The sequence below is a fragment of the Azospirillum griseum genome (assembly GCF_003966125.1).
GTDB classification, from domain to species: Bacteria; Pseudomonadota; Alphaproteobacteria; order Azospirillales; family Azospirillaceae; genus Azospirillum; species Azospirillum griseum.
The window spans coordinates 1-21,051 of record NZ_RXMA01000042.1 but is presented as its reverse complement, the minus strand read 5'-3'; the positions used below and the strand labels follow the sequence as shown (position 1 = coordinate 21,051).

17 protein-coding genes are annotated in these 21,051 nt (G+C 63.8%); 3 read left to right on the top strand and 14 right to left on the bottom strand.

Translation table 11 applies throughout. From position 1 onward, the window contains the following. Positions 1 to 21 precede the first annotated feature (21 nt). The 9 genes from EJ903_RS24280 to EJ903_RS24240 all read right to left on the bottom strand — a co-directional run bounded on the left by EJ903_RS24280 (position 22) and on the right by EJ903_RS24240 (position 10,397). A complete protein-coding gene (locus EJ903_RS24280) occupies positions 22 to 735 on the bottom strand; it encodes a hypothetical protein (protein ID WP_126620359.1) in 714 nt (237 codons plus the stop codon). Between the two features lie 27 nt (positions 736 to 762). Next, positions 763 to 2,958: a glycosyltransferase family protein gene (locus EJ903_RS24275; protein WP_158628007.1), complete on the bottom strand. Its 2,196-nt coding sequence runs from the start codon at positions 2,956 to 2,958 to the stop codon at positions 763 to 765. A 275-nt stretch (positions 2,959 to 3,233) separates the two neighbouring features. After that, complete coding sequence (locus tag EJ903_RS24270) at positions 3,234 to 4,064, bottom strand: FkbM family methyltransferase (RefSeq protein WP_158628006.1); 831 nt, start codon at positions 4,062 to 4,064, stop codon at positions 3,234 to 3,236. 11 nt (positions 4,065 to 4,075) lie between these two features. Then, complete coding sequence (locus EJ903_RS24265; RefSeq protein ID WP_126620353.1) at positions 4,076 to 5,206, bottom strand: DegT/DnrJ/EryC1/StrS family aminotransferase; 1,131 nt, start codon at positions 5,204 to 5,206, stop codon at positions 4,076 to 4,078. Further along, the gene (locus tag EJ903_RS24260; RefSeq protein WP_126620351.1) at positions 5,203 to 6,282 is read right to left on the bottom strand and encodes a Gfo/Idh/MocA family protein; all 1,080 of its coding nucleotides are present in this window, start codon (positions 6,280 to 6,282) and stop codon (positions 5,203 to 5,205) included. The genes EJ903_RS24265 and EJ903_RS24260 overlap by 4 nt, the downstream gene beginning before the upstream one ends. 120 nt (positions 6,283 to 6,402) lie before the next feature. Beyond that, on the bottom strand, positions 6,403 to 7,110 hold the full coding sequence (locus tag EJ903_RS24255) for a formyltransferase family protein (protein WP_158628005.1): 708 nt from the start codon (positions 7,108 to 7,110) through the stop codon (positions 6,403 to 6,405). Between the two features lie 151 nt (positions 7,111 to 7,261). After that, the gene (locus EJ903_RS24250) at positions 7,262 to 8,344 is read right to left on the bottom strand and encodes a hypothetical protein (RefSeq protein WP_126620347.1); all 1,083 of its coding nucleotides are present in this window, start codon (positions 8,342 to 8,344) and stop codon (positions 7,262 to 7,264) included. A gap of 59 nt (positions 8,345 to 8,403) precedes the next feature. Then, positions 8,404 to 8,808 carry a DUF6165 family protein gene (locus tag EJ903_RS24245; RefSeq protein ID WP_126620345.1) on the bottom strand — a complete coding sequence of 135 codons (405 nt, stop codon included), beginning with the start codon at positions 8,806 to 8,808 and terminating at the stop codon, positions 8,404 to 8,406. Positions 8,809 to 9,068: 260 nt separating this feature from the next. Continuing rightward, positions 9,069 to 10,397 (bottom strand): glycosyltransferase, encoded by a 1,329-nt coding sequence (locus EJ903_RS24240; protein WP_158628004.1) that lies wholly within the window; start codon positions 10,395 to 10,397, stop codon positions 9,069 to 9,071. A gap of 208 nt (positions 10,398 to 10,605) precedes the next feature. Between EJ903_RS24240 and asnB the strand changes: the two genes are divergently transcribed. Together asnB and EJ903_RS24230 are read left to right on the top strand one after the other, a co-directional pair. Then, the gene (gene asnB / locus EJ903_RS24235; RefSeq protein ID WP_126620342.1) at positions 10,606 to 12,534 is read left to right on the top strand and encodes an asparagine synthase (glutamine-hydrolyzing); all 1,929 of its coding nucleotides are present in this window, start codon (positions 10,606 to 10,608) and stop codon (positions 12,532 to 12,534) included. Further along, positions 12,524 to 14,449, top strand: coding sequence for a hypothetical protein (locus EJ903_RS24230; protein WP_126620340.1), 1,926 nt, complete (start codon positions 12,524 to 12,526; stop codon positions 14,447 to 14,449). Before asnB ends, EJ903_RS24230 begins: the two co-directional genes overlap by 11 nt. Positions 14,450 to 14,516: 67 nt before the next feature. Here the strand turns inward: EJ903_RS24230 and EJ903_RS24225 are convergent, their stop codons facing one another. From EJ903_RS24225 to EJ903_RS24205, 5 genes are all read right to left on the bottom strand, one after another. Next, positions 14,517 to 15,530, bottom strand: coding sequence for a glycosyltransferase family 2 protein (locus EJ903_RS24225; RefSeq protein ID WP_246015929.1), 1,014 nt, complete (start codon positions 15,528 to 15,530; stop codon positions 14,517 to 14,519). A 106-nt stretch (positions 15,531 to 15,636) separates the two neighbouring features. Beyond that, on the bottom strand, positions 15,637 to 16,620 hold the full coding sequence (locus EJ903_RS24220; protein ID WP_126620338.1) for a lysylphosphatidylglycerol synthase transmembrane domain-containing protein: 984 nt from the start codon (positions 16,618 to 16,620) through the stop codon (positions 15,637 to 15,639). A 50-nt stretch (positions 16,621 to 16,670) separates the two neighbouring features. Further along, positions 16,671 to 17,489, bottom strand: coding sequence for a class I SAM-dependent methyltransferase (locus EJ903_RS24215; RefSeq protein ID WP_246015927.1), 819 nt, complete (start codon positions 17,487 to 17,489; stop codon positions 16,671 to 16,673). Beyond that, positions 17,486 to 18,325, bottom strand: a complete 840-nt coding sequence (locus EJ903_RS24210; protein WP_126620336.1) for a class I SAM-dependent methyltransferase — start codon at positions 18,323 to 18,325, stop codon at positions 17,486 to 17,488. Before EJ903_RS24210 ends, EJ903_RS24215 begins: the two co-directional genes overlap by 4 nt. A 120-nt stretch (positions 18,326 to 18,445) precedes the next feature. Beyond that, a complete protein-coding gene (locus tag EJ903_RS24205) occupies positions 18,446 to 19,612 on the bottom strand; it encodes a glycosyltransferase (RefSeq protein WP_126620334.1) in 1,167 nt (388 codons plus the stop codon). Between the two features lie 184 nt (positions 19,613 to 19,796). Here EJ903_RS24205 and EJ903_RS24200 point away from each other — a divergent pair. Beyond that, a partial coding sequence (locus EJ903_RS24200) for a tetratricopeptide repeat protein (protein ID WP_246015925.1) occupies positions 19,797 to 21,051 on the top strand: 1,255 nt, incomplete at its 3' end.

Here is a 21,051-nt window from a genome sequence, read left to right as displayed (position 1 = left end):
GCGTGGAAATGGAATCACGAATTATTGCCGGTAACAGCCCTGCTGTGGCACCTGGAAGTCCGCATCGGAGGTCTTCCGAAGAAGCGCAAAAGTCAGGGCATTGTTCATGTCCGGGTATCGCGCCAACAGATCGGAACCAATGTTTCCATCGGTCAGGCGATAGAGATTGCGGTCCGTTCCAAGGCAGATCATGGCCACCTCATAGCCATTGGCATAAGACAGATCAAAGAAAAAACCGGGCTGAACATTATAAAGCCCGTGGTTGGCCCATCCGAAAGTTGGCGTCCAGTGCATGATCATACCACCGGGCAGGGTATGATCATGGATGGTTTTGTAGAATTGGAATTGATTGAAGATGTGCTCGGAAGTGCCATTGTTGATGCAAAGGTCATATTGCCGCCCCAGGGACAGCGGATGGTTGAGGTCCGCCCGGATCGCGTCGGGCGTGCCATGCAGGTCAACAGCGGTGTAGGACGACGGAGCGTAAAGCGCCTCGTACAGCAACTTCGCGGCTGCAAAGTTCGGTCCCGGTCCGCCCGTCAGCCGCCGGGCACGATCCGTCAACGCGGCGCGCACCCCTTCATCGGGGACAAGCGCAGGATCGGCAACCAGATCCGCGATGTTCAACCCCAACGTTTCGGTCTCGCCAAACTCCAGGATCGCCGGTCGCTTCGGCAAAAGCCCGTTCTGATGGGCAATGCGGAGGAAACGGTATTCCAATTGGGAAATGGCCATGCAGGCGCGCTCCTTCTCACGCGGCGATCACGGTGCGGAGCAGGATGCGCCCTGGTTGCCCCGAATCGCCAGAATGTCGGTGAACAGTTCACGATAACGCCGGGCTTGGACGGTCGGAGCGAATTCACGCTCGGCGTGCCTCCGGGCTTCGACGCCAAGCCGGGCCAAATGCTCCGGGGCTTCGATCAAACGACGCAGCAGACCACCCAAAGCCGCCGCGTCACCGGTCGGGACCAGAGCGCCGGTGCGGTCCGGCAGAACATGTTCGGGAACACCGCCAACCGCATACCCCGCCACCGGCGTGCCCGACGCAAACGCCTCCAGCACCGTGTTCGGCAAATTGTCCTGAAGCGTCGGCAACACCAGCAGATCCGCCGCCGCATACGCGAGATTGAGCGTCTCGGCGCTGTCCGTCCCGTTCAGATGCATGTGCGGAATCGGGGAATCCGCTGGCGGTCGCCCTTTTCCAACGGTCAGCAACCGGGTGGACGGTCCACCCGACAGCGCGGGCAGAGCCTGGCGCACATGGGCGTACCCCTTGCGTGGCTCCATCAGGTCGTGCGCCACGAACACCAGCAACCGCCCATCGGGCGGAAGCCCCAGACGCGACCGGGCTTCCGCCTTGGGCAGGGCACGGAACGTCTGGATGTCCACGCTGTTGGGGATGACCGAGACCGGGCGGCCAGCCAGCACGCGGCTGCGCGCCGCCTCTCCCGCCAGCCAATGGCTGGGTGTGACCAGATGGAGATGACCGCCCCACCGGTCCAGCAGGGCGCGTTGCCGTTCCACCATCCGATGGGTGGGGTCCGCCGGATCCGCCGCGCGGCCATCATCACCGTTGATGTTCGGGCAGCGCCCGCAAGCGGACGCAAAACCGTCGCACTCAAAGGCATAGTGGCAACCGCCCGTGAAGGGCCGCATGTCGTGCAGCGTCCAGACCACCGGGCGGGTCGTGTTGCCCGCTTGGAAGAACAGCTCCCAATCCAGGAAATCAGCCACCCAATGCAGGTTGATGAGATCGGACGGTGTCTTTGCCGGGTCGTTCAAGGCGGCGAGAAGGGACGCCCCGCGTTCGGCAACGTCCAGACTGAAATAGCCGCGTTCCGGACGCAGCCGCAAAGCACCGGAAGGCCCCAGGCGATCGCGGAAGCGGGCCACGAAACCCTCCCGCGCCGCCGGATCGGCGGCGGCGGCCTGAACGACCGATGCATCGTCCGAGGAGCGGTCACGCACCAGCATCCGACTGTCCACGCCATCGGCGCGCAACGCCCGGTGCAACCGGTTCGCCGCCTGTGCCGCACCACCAAAATTCTCGAAACTGTTGACGATCGTCACCGACGGCGCGCGAACACCGGAGATGGTGCCCCGGCGGCTCAATCCCTCACGGATCAGACGGTCGAATTCACGGGCGTAGGTTGCCATTCCATGATCACGCAGACAGCGCTCCTGCCCACGCCGTGCCACCGCCTCGCGCTCGTCAGGATGGTCCAGGTAATGCCGGATCTTCTGCAAGAGATCGGCGTGGTCCCGGTATGTGGCAACCTCGACTCCCGGCTCAAACAACGCGCCGAGCGCCTCGCTCTCCTCGGTCAGCAAAAGGCTCCCGGCTCCGGTCGCTTCAAACAGGCGCATGTTCTGGGCGCGATGGGTGACAAGATCGATGTGGGCGTTCAACACGATCCGACCGCTGCGCAAGGTGCGCAGCATATCCATGCCCCAAACCTCCGGCTGCAGATGGGCGCGCAGCTCCTCCGGCAGCATCGCCGGGTTGGCGTTGGCCAGGAAACAGCCAAAGCTGAAATTCCGCCCCTGATCGGACGCACGCGCCACCGCGATCAGGGCACGCAACCGCTCCAGATGTTCGACCGACCCTTGGCCTGAAAACACAACGTCCCATTGCTTGGGTTGATCAGCCACCGCATCCGCCAGGAATTTGGGAAACCCAGCCCGGAACGGCAGAGCCGCGCGGGCACCCAGCTCAAGCGCACGGTGGCGGCACCCTTCATCGCTCGACAGCATCAGATCGAAGCTGGTCCAGTCGATGCCCTGGGGAATGCTGGCCGCCCGCCACCCGACGATGAAGCGTGGTTGCCAGGACAAGGTGCGCAGGAAACGGCTGTCGAACAGAATCGGGTCCGTGACATAGAGGATCTCCGGCTGGAAATCCTCGATCTGTCGGGCCACCAACCGATACAGGTCGTCTGCCGTGCGTGGAGCGGACAACCCATGATCCTGCGCCCAGCGCGCTTGGGCCGGCACACAGTTCGCAATGATCAACCGCCCATCATAGCCGAACGGCTCCATGTGCGGCGCAACCAGATGCGCCCCGGAAAACCCGTCATTCAACAGGGCCTGAATCTGATCTGGAAAGGATGCGTTCCGAAGATCAGAATTCTTGGCATAAAAGGAACCAAGATAGGCGTCGTAGAATGTGTGGATCTGCATCAACCGCAAGGCATGCGCTCCCGCATCGGATGAAACGGCGTGGGGCGCTGCCCTTACCGCCAGGCGAACACCGAGATCAGATAGTTGGCGGTGCTCAACTCCTTGAAGGGAGGAACCTCCCCTCCCAGCCAAGGAGCCTGATGAAGATCGGACAAACCATACCGAAAGCCGTTGTTCTCCAGCACGGTCAACAGGCGGCCCAAACGCGCGTCCGGTTGGCCAAAGCAATGAACCTCCAGCAGCATCTTGCGCACACGCCCCAGCGCGCCGTCGCAGTCCTGCAGCAACGCGAACTCCGCCCCCTCAACATCCAACTTCAGAAGCGAGACATCGCGGTCGGCAATCAGATCGCGCAAGCGCACCGATGGAACTGTGACCACGTCCGGCGCACTGGCATCCCCATGGGTGCGGACATGGCCGGAATCGTCGCTGGACCGTTCGAAGGTGATCCCCCCTCCGTCGATCCACACCGCCTTCGCCTGCGTCGTCACGTTCGACAGCTTGAGCGAGGCGACATTGAAGGCCAGGACGTCGGCAATCGCCGGATCCGCTTCGAACGCATGGATCGTTGCCTGGGGAAAACGGCGGGCAAAGAAAAGGGAGGCCAGCCCGATGTGCGCCCCGCAATCGACAATCAGCGGAGCCGCCTCGTCGGTGTCGAATTCGTAGAGGCGTTGGTTGAGGATCTGGAGCGACTGGTAATAGAAGCTGTGCAGATCAACGTAGCGCAGTTCCACCCCATCAACCAGAAGCCGCCCCGGCACCCGGCGTGGGAAACGCTGCAACTCCTTGGACAGATACCCCAGGATGTCAGGAAGGCTTCCCTGCAGAACAGGAATGGCGGTGGACGGCTGTCGGGTTTCAGGGCCGGATGGCTGCTGCACGATGACGCTCCTCACTCACGATCCAGCGGACGCGCAACCGCGAGCACAGCGTCACACACCCGATCCACCTCATCCTCGGTGATGGCCCCACAGATGGGCAGGCTGAGGACATGATCCGCCGCCCGTTCCGCCTTCGGCAAGGCCCCCCGTGCGGCGCTGCCGGCAAAAGCGGGCTGAAGATGCAGAGGCACCGGATAATGCACCCCGCAACCGATGCCGCGCGCCCGCAACGCTTCCATCGCCGCGTCCCGGTCGGCGACCTCGACGACGTAGAGATGATAGACCGGCTCTGAGCCAGCCAACGGCTCGATCACTTTGAAACCCGCCGGTTTCAGGCGGGCATCGTACCGTGCGGCGTGTGCCCGGCGGGTGGCGGTCCACGCGTCCAGATGGCGCAGCTTGACCGACAGGACCGCCGCCTGGAGATCGTCCATGCGCTGGTTCTGACCCACAACATCGTGCAGGTACTTGGAGTCGCGCTGCCGCCCATGATCGATCAACCGCTCGATGGCCTCCGCCACCGCCCGATCGCGCGCAACGACAAACCCGGCGTCGCCATAGGCCCCCAGATTCTTGCCAGGGTAAAAGCTGAAGGTGCCAGCGTCGCCCAGGGTTCCTAGCGCCCGGCCATGCCAACGGCCCAGATGGGCCTGGGCAGCGTCTTCCACCACCGCCAGGCCGTGGCGATCAGCCACCCCCAGAAGAGCGTCCATGTCGGCCGCCGCACCATACAGGTGGACGGGCATGATGGCGCGGGTGCGCGGCGTCACCGCCGCCGCCACAGCCGCCGGATCCATCGTGTAGGACGCCGGATCGATGTCGACAAAAACCGGCGTGGCCCCAACATGGCAAATCGCCTCGGCCGTGGCGATGAAGGTGTGGGCGGTGGTGATGACCTCGTCACCGGCACCGATCCCCAACCCTTGCAACGCCAACGACAACGCGGAGGTGCCGTTGGAACAACCGCTGCCGTGCGACGCCCCCAGCGCGGACAGCCACGCGGTTTCAAAGGCACGAACCGCCGGTCCCTTGATGAAATGCTGGCTGTCGAGGACCGCGTCGATGGCAGCGGCGATGTCGTCTTTCAGCGCCACATATTGACGGCGCAGATTGACCAGGGGAATGACGGTGTCCAGGCTCATCGCCGACCAAGCAGGCTGTGGGTGGGGCGGAAACGCATGCGCACCTCCTGCCCGCTGAAAATGGATTCATAGATGGCGGAGATGAGTTCCAGCGACTTCCGCCCTTCCAGGCCATCGACCAGCGCCTTGCCGCCGTGATGGATGCATTCCACCACATTGCGCAGGTAATGAGCGTGGCCAAAGCCATAGACGTCGGGCGGGTTGCTGCGCGCCGTGTCCATGACCGACGCGTCGTCGGGTTGCGGATCGGAAAAGCGCCAGCTTCGGATCTCGTTCACGGCAAACCCCGCAATCTCGACCGTTCCCTTCTCACCCAGAATAGAGAGGGAGCCTTCAAGATTGTCAGGGCGGGCGGCCGTGGTTGCTTCGATCACCCCCAACGCCCCGGAGGCGAAGCGGACGATGGCCACGCCGGTGTCTTCCGTCTCGATGTCGACCAACGCGGTGCGCGCCTGGGCATAAACCGTTTCCGGTTCTCCCAAAAACCATTCCAGCAGATCAACATGATGGCTCGCCTGGTTGGCGAAGACACCACCATCCTCCGCCCAGGTCCCGCGCCAGCCATCCTGATCGTAATAGCTTTGGTCGCGCCGCCAGCGAACACGCACCGTGCCCATCACCAGCTTGCCAAACCGTCCGGCATCGAAGGCTTCGCGCAGCTTGACGACCGGCCGGTTGAAACGGTTCTGCTTGACGACGAACAGCTTGACCCCCGCCACATCGCAGGCCCGGATCATCGCGTCGGCATCGGTCAGGGTCAGCGCCATCGGCTTTTCAACGACGATGTGCTTGCCATGGGGGGCAAGAGCGATGGTCAGCGCGGCGTGGCTGCCCGACGGCGTCAGGATCGACAACACATCAATGGACGGCCCGATGCGCTCCAGCATTTCGTCGGCGGACGCGAAATGCGGCACATTGTAGCGCTCGCCAAAGGCCCGGGCGCGGGCAACATCGGTGTCACAGACCGCGACAAGACGCGCGCCCTCCACCGCACCACCGGCCAGAAGATCAGCGTGCCTGCGGGCGATGCGCCCACAGCCGACGAGCGCAAACCCAAGCGAAGCGAGACCTTGCATCGAAAACCCAATCGCCAGCATGTAAAACGCGTGTGCACCGGCCAACCGCTTAGCATGCCCCCCCGCCGGTGCCAAGGGAATGTGTTGGTCGGGTCAAAGCCGCTGCGGCCCCCGCCCGCGTCACATTTGCGGACGCAACGGACGGTCAACCGCGTGACGTTCCACATAGGCCGGAAACCGGTCAAGCATCAGCCGCTCGGTCTCGGCAGGCATCCGCTTGCGCGCCGGTCGGTCATCCAAACCGGGCAACGGCGACGCCGGTGCCCGCAGCGCATCCTGAAAACCGATCAGCAGCGCGATCTCAGCCTCGTAATGCCGCCGGGCCAAGGTGGCGGGCGTGTCGTCCGGGTAAACCGGCGTCGGCAGGGAAAGGACATGGTCCCCCCGATCAACATCGGCGTCGATGGCGTGCAGCGACACACCCAGCGGCATGTCATCGTGAATCGCCCATTTGAAGGCGTCCAACCCACGCACCGCCGGAATCAACCCGGCGTGCACGTTGAAAACCCGTGTCCGCTCCAGAAGCCGGGGGCCGATCAACGCCCCGACCGTCACCAGCATCGTGTCCGGCGGATCGCTGTCCCCACCCGCGATCGCATCGGCGGTCGGCACCTCATGGTAAGGCAACGAGAAGCGGCGGGCGATGGCCGCCGGGTGAGCGGCCGCAAGCTGATCCGGTCGATGCTGGAACAGGACCTTGCGCTCCGGTCGGGGCACAAAGGGCAACGCGTAGAGCGCGATGTCCATCCCTCCCCGCCGCAACAGCCCGTGCAGCACCTGTTCGGTTTTCAAATGAGGCAAAGCGTAGGTGAGGATTCCAAGGCGCATTCGGTTTTCCATAGACGGGGCGGAACCGCATGGCACCGCCATTGGTCATGTCTCGGCTCAGCCAGCATGAGGTTGCGGAAACGCGTCCTGTGCGTCACGCCAACTCTGGACCGATGGCAAGGCCAACACGCTCCACCACCGGCCCCAAGCATCAGAAACCTGCCAGGATGGCCTCGTCAAAACGACCGTCGTCGTCCACCTCCCATTCAAAGGCCCGGGTGGGGTCGAGCGGACGGTTGCGTGGCACGCTCTGGCAATCGCCGGGCGCGATCACAGCACAGACATTCTGCTCTTTCTGCCGGTTCTGCGACGCGTACACAAAACGCATCGTCGCATTCGAAAAGGACACGATGTCACTCAACCCGCTGCGCGAGGCGATGAAAAAACCGGCTTCCTCGACCAGCGCCGTTACCTGCTCGTGCAAGCAGGAGACGGGAACGGTTCCCTCGATGGTTTCCAGGCGTGAGTTTCCAAGCACTTCGGCAACATTCGTGGCAACGTCGTAATCCCGTTGCTTGAGCGCCTGCACAAGCTCCTGCCACCAGGACATGGGCGGCGTTGTCGTGGAGCGGGAGAAGGGCGCAAGAATCACCGTGCGCCCTGGCCTCAGACCGCAAGTCTCCAAAATCGAACGCGCCGCCTCCCGCGCCCCTTCAGGCATGCGGGGCGGGGTCGGTTCCGTATGGAAAGGCAACCCCATCAACAGGCAATAGAGGTTGTTCAACGTCACGATCTTAAGCAGGACGAGCCAATCCCCCGCAGTGGGAACCCCGCTGTTGCCAGCCAGAATCGGCTCCCCCTTCTTCACGGAATGTATCCGGGACAGGAAATCCCAACGGGGGTTGATGGGAACAACATGGTCATAATCGCCAGCGTACAGCTTGCTGAGGGATTGGAAGGGGGAAGGAACCACCAAAATCACCGGCCCGCCGTTCCGCTCCCGGAAAGCCTTCAGAAAGCTCATGGCGAACATGACATCACCTGATCCGCCAGGTGTGAAAATGTACCAGGCTTCCTTCTCATCGACCCCAACCGTCGCGGCGATGAATTTGCGCAACTCCTCCCAATACAGGGCGGCGGCCAATTGCTTGACCGCGTCATTCAAAACCTGGCCGATGCGATTGTTGGCGGTGGTCACCACATCATCAACAATCCGGTCAGCCATGGTTTGCAGAGACGGAAGACTGGTGCGACCGTCTTTCGCCGCTTCCATGGCCGCAGCCCAATGTTTCATTTTGCCCCTGCCTCGCTCACGTTCTGCGCTGTTCGCTCTGATTTACACAGAATCGAACCTCAAATCCGATCCACCCTTACCGCTGCTGGCGGCAAATATGATTTTTCTTCAACGAAAGACGACCCCAACAAAACATCGACGGCCTGTTTGAGTCGGACACGCTCTTTGTTGAGAAGATAAGCCTCGTGGAAAATTTCCTCGGAGACTTTTTGGCCGCTGGACCAGTTGGCCTCCATCAATTCGATCAAATGCCATGCATCAAGATTAACCGCCTTCAGGCGAATCTTATATTCTTCAATGTCTTGACGATTTTCCAAAATTTCTTCGATAATACCCGTCATCTTCGAAAGTTCGAAACAAACATGATCCAATTTTTTCTTGTCATCAAACAAATCACGTTTGATTTCAAGTATTGTTATTCTATCAAGCAATTCCCCCGGTGAGATTTCTATCGTAAGTCGCATGTTCAGTCCCAAAATTCTGCCGTATCATCTGACATATGTTGCAAGCAAAAGTTCAAGCGAAGCGCTCAACATTGCTCTTTCAGCCGCACAGGACCCTATCAACGCGGAACAGACCCGTCAATCAACGGACACCTCGAAGAAAGCTCGCGCCATTGCCGTTGAGCGGATCGAAATTCCCAATTTCAGGGGATTGTTGTGGAGCACCACCTTGAATTCCCTGGGATTGAAAATCCATCGAGACGCTTTTCCGACACGGTTATTCACAGAAGCCTGTTGGCGAGGAAGGTCCAAAAACGCACACTTGAGTAGTTCTCATTCCAATACTCTCGCGCTGAATTCGCGATCATCGACCTCCAATCTTCATTTTGAATCAAAAACTGGGCGTATGCTGTCAACTGATCAATGTTTGAAATTGGTATGTAGTGTATATATTCGGAAAAATATTTGAACGATGAAGATCCAACCTCATCAAGAACAACAGAACCACAAACAACTGCCTCATAAAACCGTCCAGTTTGAATATTTACATAAGGGGTTACAAAACCATTGTTGAATATCAACTTTGATCGAGACATGATGTTGCAGTATGTGGTAAAATCTGGCGCCCGTTCCGCTGTGCGATCATGAAGTTTGACGTACAGGGGAAGACCAACGACTTGAAGCGGCATCAGCCAAGCCACCCGGTTCCGGCTTTCGGATCCGATGCAGGACAGCCCAATGTCTTTTGGGGCAGTCCTGTCAAACAACGACGCGGCAATGGGCAACGACGGGATCAGCGCCGCGTTCGGAAGCCCGTGCACTTGGCCCGCCGTGTCGTTCATGACCAAAATCAGGTCCGCGCACCGCAACCATGGTCGGATGTCGGTGGAATCGTCGTAACAATCCCCCACGCAGATGGCCAGGCGAAAGCCCAGCCGCGCCTTCTGTTCAGTCCAATAACGATCATCAACCGTGTTGGCCGTGGGGAAAAAATTACCGTCCGCGATGACAATGTCCGGGCGTCGCGCTTCCAGGAACGCTGTCAACTCCTGCAAGGCATCGTCCCGTGACCGTTCGCCCCTGGGCTTGGATGGAACCAAATCGGGGCAGTACAGAATGTCATCCCCTGCAAAAGCATGAACATCGACTCCCGCCTCACGACCGGATTCGCGGAAATGAACGTAGAAGTCATTCTCGATCAGCTGGGGGTTTCCACTCGTTCTTTGCGCAAACACGGTGACAACCCTCAACGCGCCCAGATCAACGGGCTGCGCTCTTCCCCTCACTTGAAAAATCCCACGGCACAGCGGCGGCGGCGTGACGCCACGCTGCCAATCCATCCAATGCGCCGTCAGGATGTTTTCGATCAACGCCCGCTGCCGTGGGCGCAACGTCGGCCCCGCCGGCCCCAGAATGGGACAAGGGCGATAGATTTCATGAAGCCGATGGGTGTTGGCCCGCGCGCGCAGATAGCACAGCTGCACCGCTGGATCCGGGTGATTGCGGAAAAGGGCACCGCTTTCCGGCGTCAGATGCCGCATCACCCACATCGCAAAGCGAAGATCGCCCCGATGCACCGCGTCGCAAATCTCCCCCACCGATATGTCCATCCATCCCCCCACCGCACAGCGCCGCGCTGCACCGCACCGTATCGAACCGAATCTTTCCTTTCCACAGAAAGAGGTGCCCCCCTGTCGTCCGGACATGCAGGATGGGCCAGGATGACTGCATCGTGATTTTCGCCGTGGCTCCCGCTCCGGCAAGGCGTTAAATCTAGCCGCCATCGCCATCTTCGGCGGTTCCTCCGGGAGAGCAGCAATGTGCGGTTTCGCCGGCTTTGCCGGACCCGGCGGCGAGCGCGACCTCGCCGCCATGACCACCATCATCCGACATCGTGGCCCCGACGACGATGGCGTCTACGCCAACCGGACGGGTCCGCTGCCCGTGCATCTGGGCTTCCGTCGGTTGGCCATCATCGACATCGAAGGCGGTCATCAACCGATGGCCACCACCGAAGGCGATCTGGTCATCGTCTACAACGGCGAAATCTACAACGCTCCCGAGTTGCGCCATGCGCTGGAGCAGGCCGGACACCGTTTCGTCACGGATCATTCCGACACCGAAGTGCTGCTGCACGGCTATCGGGAATGGGGTCTGGACATGCTGGAACGGCTGAACGGCATGTTCGCCTTCTGCCTGCACGACCACCGCCGGAACCGTCTGGTGTTCGGGCGTGACCGTTTCGGCAAGAAGCCCCTGTTCTACGCCGAAACCGCCGAAGGCCTGGTCTTCGCATCAGAGGCAACCGCCGTCCTGTCCCACCCGACGGTGTCCGATGCCCTCGACCAGCGGGCGTTGATGAAGTATTTCGCCTACGGCTTCATTCCGGCACCGCTGACCGCCCACAAGGCGGTGCGCAAGCTGCCGGGCGGCTGCAGCATGATCTATGACCTGCACAGCCGCGCGCTGTCGGTCAACCGCTACTGGGAATACCGCATGGTGGTGGATGACCCGCCGCCGGGCGGCCCCGACGCCTGGGCGGAGGAGTTGCGCGACCTGCTGGACCGCGCGGTGGAACGCCGGATGCTGAGCGACGTGCCGGTCGGCTTCTTCCTGTCGGGGGGCATCGACAGCGCCGCCATCGTCGCGCTTGCCGCCCGCCACCGCGATCCGGCGTCGATGAAGACCTTCACCATCGGCTTTGACGAACCAAGCTTCGATGAATCCGGTTATGCCGCAGAGGCTGCACGCCATTACGGCACCGATCACGCTTGCCGCACGCTCAACCTCGACACCGCCGCCGGGTTGCTCCCCGACCTTCTGGGACGGCTGGACGATCCGATCGCCGACCCGTCGATCCTCCCCACCCATCTGCTGTCGCGCTTTGCCCGTGAACGCGTGACGGTGGCCTTGACCGGTGACGGCGGGGACGAACTCTTTGCAGGCTACGACACTTTCGACGCCCTGGGTCCCGCCCGCCTCTATCACAGCGTGATGCCCGCCCCGTTGCACCGGCTGGCCGAAGCGGCGGCCCACCGCCTGCCGCGCTCCGACCGCAACATGAGCTTTGATTTCAAGCTGCGCCGGGCGCTGCGCGGGCTGGGGCATCGACCGGCGCACTGGATGCCGTCCTGGCTCGCCCCCGCGTCGGTGGAGGAGGTGGGGCGTCTGTTCGGCGTCACCGTGTCCGCCGACGACCTGTATGAGGAGGCGGATGCCCTGTGGAATTCGGGAGCCAGCCGCCACGATGTGGACCGCTCCATCGAATTCTACGGTCGCTTCTATCTGGGCGAGAACCTGCTCATCAAGGCGGACCGGGCCAGCATGTTCTGTTCGCTGGAAACCCGCTCCCCCTTCCTCGACCGCGATTTGGTCGCCTTCGTCAGCCGCCTGCCCGCTTCGGCCAAACTGCGACCGAACGGACCGACGGGCGGGTTGATCAAAGGCAGTCGGAAATGGATCTTGAAAAAGGCCATGGCCCCTTTGCTGCCCCCGTCGATCCTCGCCCGGCCCAAGAAAGGGTTCGGCATTCCGCTGAGTCGCTGGTTGCGCCATCTGCTGCCCCCCGCGACCGACACGGCGGCAAGGATCGGCATGGATGGCGCGTGGCTGTCCGCCCGCTGGGACGAGCATCGTGGCGGGCGGGCCGACCACCGGGGCTTGCTGTGGGCGTGGACGGCGCTCGCCGCGACGATTGATCGCCCCACCCTTCGTCACACCGCCAGGGAGTCCAGCGTTGACGCGTGAAACGTCCGCCACCGCGCAAAACCGCCACGGTGGGCCGGACCACAGGATGGGTGGCGGCGTTGCCCGCCTGACCTTGGCCGTGGTCCTGGGTCTGATCCTGGTGATCTACATGCACCAGTTCGGTATGAACATGCGCGCCAGTTCCGGCCTGCCCTTCTGGGATGACTGGGGGTATTTTTTCGGCGAACAGCAGGGCGTGCAGCAGCCGCTGACCTTCCAATCCCTTTTTGCCAAGGACAGCGATCACGTCGCTCCGGTCTTCAAGCTGGTGACACACGCCCTGTGGCGGGTGATCGGCGTCGACTTCCTCACCTTCCGGCTGGTGGGGTGGCTGTGCTTCGGCGCGATGCTGGTCTCTTACGCCGCGCTGTTGCTGCGTGTCTGCGCGCCGACGGGGTGGGCGGCGGTGCCCGTGGCGATGGCGGGCTTTTTCCTGATGGGCACAGCCAACGCCGATTATTTTTATTACCAGCACATGGGGTTGGCTCAACCGATCTTCTTCACCGCTTTGTTTCTCTACCTGCACGCCATGGCCGCCGGATGGTCGATGGCGGCCCTTCCCGCGTTGTTGACCTTCGGATCGACCGGCGTCTTCGGTGCCAGCTACGCGCTGGGGGCCGGTGGTGCGGCGGCGGTGCTGGCCCTGCGCCAGAGTCGCGGGGCTGACCCGGCCGCCAATCGCCGCCTTCCGGTGGCGGTCGGTGGGGGCGTCCTGCTGTCGGCAGCGATGCTGTATCTGACCTTTCACGGCTCTTACGCCAACCACACCGGGCAGCCGCTGGTGCTGCCGTGGGAGCCGGAGTTCTGGGGGTTCCTGCTGGGGGCCTTCGCCAACGCCGCCGGTGTGGCGGCGACGGCCGCCGACCCGACACGGTCGTTGGCGGTGGGCGGGGCGCTGTTCCTGGCCTATGCCGGGCTTGTGCCCGCCCTGCTTCTGGGAAGGGAGCGGGAGGATGATCGTGGCGGAAACGCGGCGTTCTGCATCGCCGCCCTGGTCGCGGGCATCGTCCTGGTGACGATGGTCACGGCGTTGGGCCGCGCGCGCCTGTGCGGCGACAGCATCCCGGCGACGCTCGCTTGCGGCGCCACCCCCCGCTACGCCTTTCCGATCATCATCGGCCTTCCGGCGGTCGTGGCCGGCTGGTTGCGCGTGCTGCCGCTCAAGCCGGCTGCCTTGCGCCCGCTGGCCGGAGGGCTGCTGATCGGGCTGCTGGTCTTGGCCCATGGCCCCGACCGTGAAAGCCTGCTGCGCCATTGGCGCGTTGCCGACTTGAACAGCATGCTGGTCACCCGCGACGCGCGGGGTGCGGCCTGCATCGCCGCCCATCTCGCCTCGATCCGCCGGGCCGACGGCAGTCTGGATTGGGGGCGTCCGCTGACATGCCCGACGATCTCCCCCCGCGACATCGCCCCCTATCTTGAGGTGGCGCACCGGATGCACGCCGCTTTCCTGCGTCCGCTGGAAACGTCGGACAGTTCCCCGCCCGGCCGCTTCCAGGCCAACACGCTGATGCAGGCCACCCTCGACGCGGCCCAAAGCTTGCGGTTGGCGGTCCCCGCCACCCCGGGCCGACTGATCGGCTCGGTCGACGCGCTGGAGGAAAGCCGGGATGGGCGGCGGAGCCTGGTCGGCTGGGCCGCCGATGCGGTGAACCGGGAACCGGCGGCCAACCTGCTGGTCGTCATCGGCGGTCGGGTGGTGGCGGTTGGCGGCACCGGTGCCGCACGCCCCGACGTGGCCAAGGCGCTGGACAACCCCAGCCTCGCCGACAGCGGTTTCATCCTGCCGGTGCCAGTGGACGCGCTGTCCACGGGAGAGCGCATCCACGTCTTCGCGCTGTCGCGCGATCTGGGTCTCAGCGCCCTGTCCCCGCCGGACGGGCTGCCCCCCGTCTTTGCGAAGCGGGCGCGCTGACGGTCACGGAAAGGCGTCGCACAGGACGGAGGGAAACGACCGGCACGGCCCGCTCCCTCCGTCAGTGTCACGGCGCGGTGGGCGGTTCGTCGAAATTCAGCCGCGACTTGACGGAGTAGTGGCTCTTGCCCTGGCTTTCGAAATAGATGCGCACCAGCAGCTCGGCCAGCAGCCCCATCAGGATGCACATCACGCCGGTCAGCAGCCCCATCGTCACCAGCAACGGCAACGGCGTCATGATGAAGGAGATGCCATCCACCAGCTTCAGATACAGCGCGTAGAGACCGGCCAGGAACGCCAAGCCCATGAAGGTCAAACCGGCAAAACCGAAGATGTAGATCGGCTTGGTTTCGTATTGGGTCAGGAACTTCACGACCACAAGGTCGAGCACCACCTTCACCACCCGCTCCAGGCCGTATTTGGAGGTGCCAAAGCGGCGGGCGTGGTGGCGCACCGGTATCTCGGTCAGGCGCGCGCCCTGCCAGCGGGCGTAGATCGGCACGAAACGGTGCATTTCTCCATACAGGCGATAGCCCTGGAGCATCTGGCGGCGATAGGCCTTCAGCGTGCAGCCGTAATCGTTCAGCTTCACCCCCGAAATGGTGGAGATCATCTTGTTGGCCATGCGGCTGGGCAGCGTGCGCAGCAGGAACCCATCCTGCCGGTCGGCGCGCCACCCCGACACCACATCATAGCCTTCATCCAGTTTGGCGAGCAGCCCGGCGATGTCCTGCGGATCGTTCTGCAGATCGCCGTCCATCGGCACGATGACCTCGCCACGCGCGTGATCGATGCCCGCCATCATCGCCGCCGTCTGGCCGACGTTGCGGCGGAAATTGATGACACGGATGCGCCGATCGGCGGCGGCCCGCTCCAACTCCGCTTCAGTCCCGTCGCGGGAACCGTCGTTGACAAAGATGACCTCGAAGCTGCGCCCCAGCGCGTCGAGCGCGGGAATCAGCCTCTCACACAGAGGGGCGATGTTCGCCTCCTCGTTGTAGACCGGGATCAGGACCGACACGGAAACCGCGCCCACGCCGAGATCCGTCGGGGTCATTCCGGGAGAAAGCAGGAGGGTCATCGAACAGATCCGAACGCTGGATGGCTTCCGCAGGTGAGAAGGCCGGGCCATGGTATGGCGGGTGGCTCCGTCCGGCGCAACGGATAATTGGACCGCCGGCACCGGCTCACGAACCGGAATCGCCCGCCGTCATCCGCCGCCGACCGCCCAAACGCGGCATCACAAGGTCGATCACCGCCCCCACCAGCGCCACCATCACCTGAAAGGCCAGAATGCCCAACCCCAGCCCCAGGGATTGGCTGTGCGGCACCCCGACCGGGTCGAGCAGACCGACCAGCGACGCCTCGCGCAGGCCAATGCCCGCGACCGTGACCGGCAGCAGAACGATCACCGACATCACGCCGATCACCACGCTCCACACCGAAAAGGGCTGATCGATGCCAACCGCCAGCCCCAACGCCTGGCTGCCCGCCACCGCCGCCACCTGCACCGCCACACCGCCCATCACGGACAAGGCCGCCCGCGCGGGTTGACGCGCCTGCGCCTGCCATGCCGCCAGAAAGCGGTCGAGCGGCCCCAGCAACCAGGCCCGGCGTCGGGGACCCGCGCGCCACGACAGCAGCGACCGCAGGCCGGTTCGTGTCGGCTTCCAGGCCAACGCCGCCACCGCCACCGCCAACCCCGCCAGGATCCCCAGGACCGCCAGCAGCAAGCCGCCGCCAAAGCGGGCCATCTCCAGCGCCAGACCGACCAGCGTCACCAGCAGCAGGCCACCGATCCCCGTCACCTTGTCGAACACCACCGCCGAGACGACACGCCCGCCATCCGGTGCGTCCGCTGGCGCGGTCGCCTCCGCCCGGCTCAGGCGGTAAGCCTTCACCGCTTCCCCGGCAAGCTGGCCGGGCAACACCAGCGCGTAGAACTGCGCCACCAGCGTGTGGGCCAGAAGCCGCCCGACCCTTTGCTCCGGCAACAGAACCCGCAGCTTCACCGCGTTCAGCACATGCATCAGGAAAAACAGGGCGGCGGCAAGCGCGAGCAATGGCACGGGTGCGGTGATCAGCGCACGTCCGACCTCCACCAGATCCACCCGCCACAGCAGGGCCGCCACCAGCGACAGGCTGATGAGGGTTTGCGCCCATATCATCATCTAAAGATACTTTTTCATGAGATCATGAACTCATCTCATGTCCGCAAATCTTACGACCCGGGACGGCGCGCCAGCACATAAATGTAATCGCCCTTGGACCAGGAGTTCAGGCGGAACAGGTGATAGAGCGATTCCGCCAGGAAACGGCGACCGGGGCCGTACTGCCCCTCGGTTCCCTGACCACTGGCGGCCCCCAGCACGCTGCGGTAGAGCGGCGAGAAAAAGGGAAACCCCCACTCCACCACCCGTTCGATCTCCAGCCCAACCGACCGGATCTTGGCCTGAAGCTCCCCATGAGCGTAGTTGCGGTGATGGCCGACCGTGCGCTCGAAATCGCGCATCCGCCCCTGAAGCGTGGACACCAACAGGTACCGCCCGGTCATGGCCGCGAGGTTGCGCAGCGCGGTCACATCATCCTCGATGTGTTCGACCACGTCGGTGCAGATCACCAGATCATGACGGCGGTCAAGATGGCCCGCCGCGATGTCGAGCAAACCGAACTCCGCGTTGGGCGCGCGCCGTCGCGCCACCGCGATCGCCTTGGCGGCAAAATCCACACCGGCGTAACGGGCCTCAGGCTTCAACGGCATCAGGGACGCCAGCAACGATCCCTGACCACAGCCCACATCCAGCACGCTGTCATAATCCAGCGGGCGCACCATCGCGGTGACGATGCGGCGCAGATGCCGCCCCGTCGGGCCGTATTTGCGCATATCGTTCCAGCGGTTTTCCCAACTGTCATCGTAATCGACGCCACCCGGATGGTCGGAGGACGCGGCGGCGAGGGTGTCCCCCCGGTTCTGGCCCTCCTGGTTCTGGCCATTGCAGACGGCCGCCGCCGCCCCGATCTTGATGCTGTCGTCGCTCATGCCGCTCTCCGGCGCAGAATGAATTCGTTGCAACCCGTCGGCACACGCGGCGGACGGACCTCCAGCAGGTCAAAGCCCAGAGCGCCGAGCCGCGCCCGGACCTCCTCCACGCTGGCATACTCATAAGGGTAGCCACCAAGCCAGTCGGTGACATCCACCCAGAACTCCATCCCCCGCTCCTTGCGCAACGGGTTGGACCGGGTGATCGCCCAGGTCGCCAGCAGCATCAGCGACCCCAGCCCCCAATCCCACAGCTTGCGCAGAATCCCAGGCGACAGATTGTAGAGAATCTTGATGAGGGTCCAGATCGGTGATGTCCAATGGCGGTTGTAAAGCGCCAGGACGAACACACCGCCCGGAGCCACCAGCGGGGCCACCGTTTCGATCGCCGGCCACATGGAACCGCTGTGGTGCAGCGATCCCCAGGCATAGACCACATCGAAACGCCCCAGCGTGCCGACGAACCCGGCGTCCAGCGCCGACCCCTGGCGAAAGGCGATCCGTCCGGCCAGTTCCGGCGCGAAACGCTCCAGATTCCGATGCGCGACCTCCACCCCCGTGGGGTTCACATCAAACCCCAGGGCGCGGGCCACCCCCAGCTTTCCGGCGGCGATGGTGAACAGCCCGGACCCGGATCCGACGTCGCAGAAGCTGGCCCCGGCCAGACGATCCGGCCCGATCAGCCCGGCCAGACTGTCGATGGCCGCCGTCAGGCGTGGCTCGTCCAGGACGGTGCGCGAGTAATGGTCCCAGTTCTCGCCAAAATCAAAGGCCAGCCCTGGGGTGCCTCCCCCACCGCTTTCCGCCCTTTTCACCGGTTCCGTCACGCTCTCCATCCCTCATGTCCGACCGTTCCGCCGCGCCGCCATACGCTCCCGAAAGCCGCCGGATGTCAACCGCGCGTCATGAAGGGGAGCGGAGCGGCGGGTGCATTCCCCAGCCACGCCCCAGCGCCGTCACCGCTCCGCCCCTTTTCCAGAGGACAACGCCCGGTCAGCATAGGCGGTTGCAACCGCCCGCCAGGAAAAGCGCTCCACCACCCGGCGGCGGCCCTCCCCTCCCAACCGGCGGCGCAGATCAGCGTCACCGGCCAACCGCGCGAGGGCGGCGGCAAGCGCTGCGCGGTCGTCCACCTCCAGCATCAGGCCGGTTTCCCCATCCACCACCAGATCCTGGCTTCCGGCGATGCGGGTGGCCACCACCGGCAGACCGGCGGCCATCGCCTCCAGCACCACATTCGGCATGCCTTCATCGCGCGACGGAAAGACGAACAGATCGGCGGCGCGATAGGCATCGGGCAGCGCGTCACGCCCCAGCCAACCCCGAAACAGGATCCGGTCGGCCAAGCCAAGCCGCACAGCCTGATCCCGCAACTCTGGCCGGGCCGGACCATCACCGACAATGGTCAAGGACAGACGGTCGCGCAGCGAGGGTGGCAGCGTGGCAAGCGCCTCCAGCAACACATCCAACCCCTTCTGCCGCACCACCCGACCAACGAACAGCAGGGCCAGCCCCGCATCCGTTCCCCCACCTTGCGGGGATGGTGTGAAACGGGTGGCATCCACCCCATTGGGAATGATGGCAATCGGCAGATCCGGGGTGAAGCGGCGCGCCAGATCGGCCAACCCTTCGCTGTTGGCGATCACCCCCGCCGACCGACGCCACAACCAACCGATCACCGGACCGGCCAACCGATGGTACAGCGAGAGTCCGTCATACTGGAAACCGGGCACATCCCCCCCGCGCAGGCTGACCAGATAGGGCACACCGCACAGCGCCTTGACCATCCAGGCCGACGGACCGCAAGGCAGCCCAAAATAGGCGATCGTGGCATCGGGCCGCCACCGAGCCGCCACCCACGGCACCGTGACCAGCGAGGACGCCAGAAAAACCAGCATCTCCAAAATGGAACTGCGATCCCGGCGGCGGCGCAGGGTGGGAATGCGGCGGATCTCGACCCCATCGGCGCGGCGCTCCAGCCTCGGCAAGCCGTCAAAACTCGAGGTCAGCACCAGCACCGCGTGGCCGAGCGCCACCAGCTCGCGCGCGGTGTTGTCCGTGGCGTTGGCGGCCCCACCGCCCAGCGGCGGAAATTCGTAATTGATCAGCAGAAACCGCGCCATGCCACTCGTCGCCATCGCAAGAACGCCCCCATCCGGACGCGCCCCATTGATGCGGGGCGAGAAACGGCAATGCAAGCCCGCCCTCAGCCGACGCAAGGTTTCAAAAATCTGTTCACCCCCCGCCTGCCGTCTCTGCTACTGCTTCGGTCGCCTCCCACGCTCCAGCCCGAAACCCGGCACCGCGATGTCCATCACCATTGAGCAAGCCTTTGCAATGGCCCTCAGGTTGCAACAGGCTGGCCAACACACCCAGGCTGCGGCGGCGTATGAGCGGATCATCGCGATAAACCCGCAGTTTGCCTCGGCCATCAACAATTTGGGCCTTCTGCGCGCCGACATGGGCCAACCCGAGGCCGCGTTTCTCCTGTTCCGTTTGGCGCTGACCCTGGCACCGGACTCGGCAAACGCATGGTGCAACGTCGGATCTCATTGGTTGACCGCCGGTCGTGAGACCGAAGCCGCCCAAGCCTACGACCGCTCGGTGCGGCTCAACCCTCAGCAACCGGTTCTTCTCAATCGGCTGGGGCTGCTGTTGGAGGCGCTGAAACATCCCGAAGACGCCCAAGACGCCTTTGCGCGCGCGGAAAAAGCCGCCCCGCTGGAAGCCGAATACGCCAACAACCATGGTGCCATGCTGCGGATGGCGGGACAGCCGCTGAAGGCCAGCCGCCATTTCCGGCGCGCCATCGCGCTCCACCCACAGCACAGCAACGCCTACAGCAACTTCGGATCGGCGGTGAAGGACATCGGTGCCTTCTGGGACGCGTTGCGCGCCTTTCACAGGGCCACACGGCTGGACCCGAATTTCGCCGGGGCGTACTGGAACGAATCCCTGGTGCGGTTGCTGCTGGGGGATTTCGTCGAGGGGTGGCGGCGTTATGAATGGCGCTGGAAGCATGGCCATCTTCCCTCCCCCCAACGCGCCTTCACACAACCACGCTGGGACGGGTCGCCGCTGAAGGGGCGGCGCCTGCTGGTGTATTGGGAGCAAGGGTATGGCGATGTCCTCCAGTTCGTCCGTTACGCGCCGCTCATTCCACGCGACGCGCAGGACCCGCCCATCCTGCTGGAGTGTCAACGCGACCTTGCCCCCATCCTGCGCAGTCTTCCCGGTGTGAGCGCGGTCGCGACCGGCGACCCGTTGCCCGATTTCGACCTGCAAGTGCCGGTGCTGAGCCTGCCCCTCCTGTTTGGAACGCGGTTGGAAACCATCCCGTCCCGCGTTCCCTATCTGCACGCGGAGCCGCAGACGGTGGCGCGGTGGGCCGATCGTCTGTCCGGCCTGCCGGGGCTGAAGGTGGGGATCGTCTGGGCCGGATCACCGACCCACGGCAACGACCGCAACCGCTCTATTGGTCTGGCTCCCTTCGCCCGGCTCGCCGCCATCCCCGGCGTGTCGCTGGTCTCCATCCAGAAAGGCCCGACCGAAGGGCAGGCGG

What these genes read in the sequence shown, in the direction of transcription:
- EJ903_RS24280 (WP_126620359.1), bottom strand. Translation starts at nt 735, where the DNA reads ATGGCCATTTCCCAATTGGAATACCGTTTCCTCCGCATTGCCCATCAG.
- EJ903_RS24265 (WP_126620353.1), bottom strand. Translation starts at nt 5,206, where the DNA reads ATGAGCCTGGACACCGTCATTCCCCTGGTCAATCTGCGCCGTCAATAT.
- EJ903_RS24260 (WP_126620351.1), bottom strand. Translation starts at nt 6,282, where the DNA reads ATGCAAGGTCTCGCTTCGCTTGGGTTTGCGCTCGTCGGCTGTGGGCGC.
- EJ903_RS24255 (WP_158628005.1), bottom strand. Translation starts at nt 7,110, where the DNA reads ATGCGCCTTGGAATCCTCACCTACGCTTTGCCTCATTTGAAAACCGAA.
- EJ903_RS24250 (WP_126620347.1), bottom strand. Translation starts at nt 8,344, where the DNA reads ATGAAACATTGGGCTGCGGCCATGGAAGCGGCGAAAGACGGTCGCACC.
- EJ903_RS24245 (WP_126620345.1), bottom strand. Translation starts at nt 8,808, where the DNA reads ATGCGACTTACGATAGAAATCTCACCGGGGGAATTGCTTGATAGAATA.
- EJ903_RS24240 (WP_158628004.1), bottom strand. Translation starts at nt 10,397, where the DNA reads ATGGACATATCGGTGGGGGAGATTTGCGACGCGGTGCATCGGGGCGAT.
- asnB (WP_126620342.1), top strand. Translation starts at nt 10,606, where the DNA reads ATGTGCGGTTTCGCCGGCTTTGCCGGACCCGGCGGCGAGCGCGACCTC.
- EJ903_RS24225 (WP_246015929.1), bottom strand. Translation starts at nt 15,530, where the DNA reads ATGACCCTCCTGCTTTCTCCCGGAATGACCCCGACGGATCTCGGCGTG.
- EJ903_RS24220 (WP_126620338.1), bottom strand. Translation starts at nt 16,620, where the DNA reads ATGATGATATGGGCGCAAACCCTCATCAGCCTGTCGCTGGTGGCGGCC.
- EJ903_RS24215 (WP_246015927.1), bottom strand. Translation starts at nt 17,489, where the DNA reads ATGAGCGACGACAGCATCAAGATCGGGGCGGCGGCGGCCGTCTGCAAT.
- EJ903_RS24210 (WP_126620336.1), bottom strand. Translation starts at nt 18,325, where the DNA reads ATGGAGAGCGTGACGGAACCGGTGAAAAGGGCGGAAAGCGGTGGGGGA.
- EJ903_RS24205 (WP_126620334.1), bottom strand. Translation starts at nt 19,612, where the DNA reads ATGGCGCGGTTTCTGCTGATCAATTACGAATTTCCGCCGCTGGGCGGT.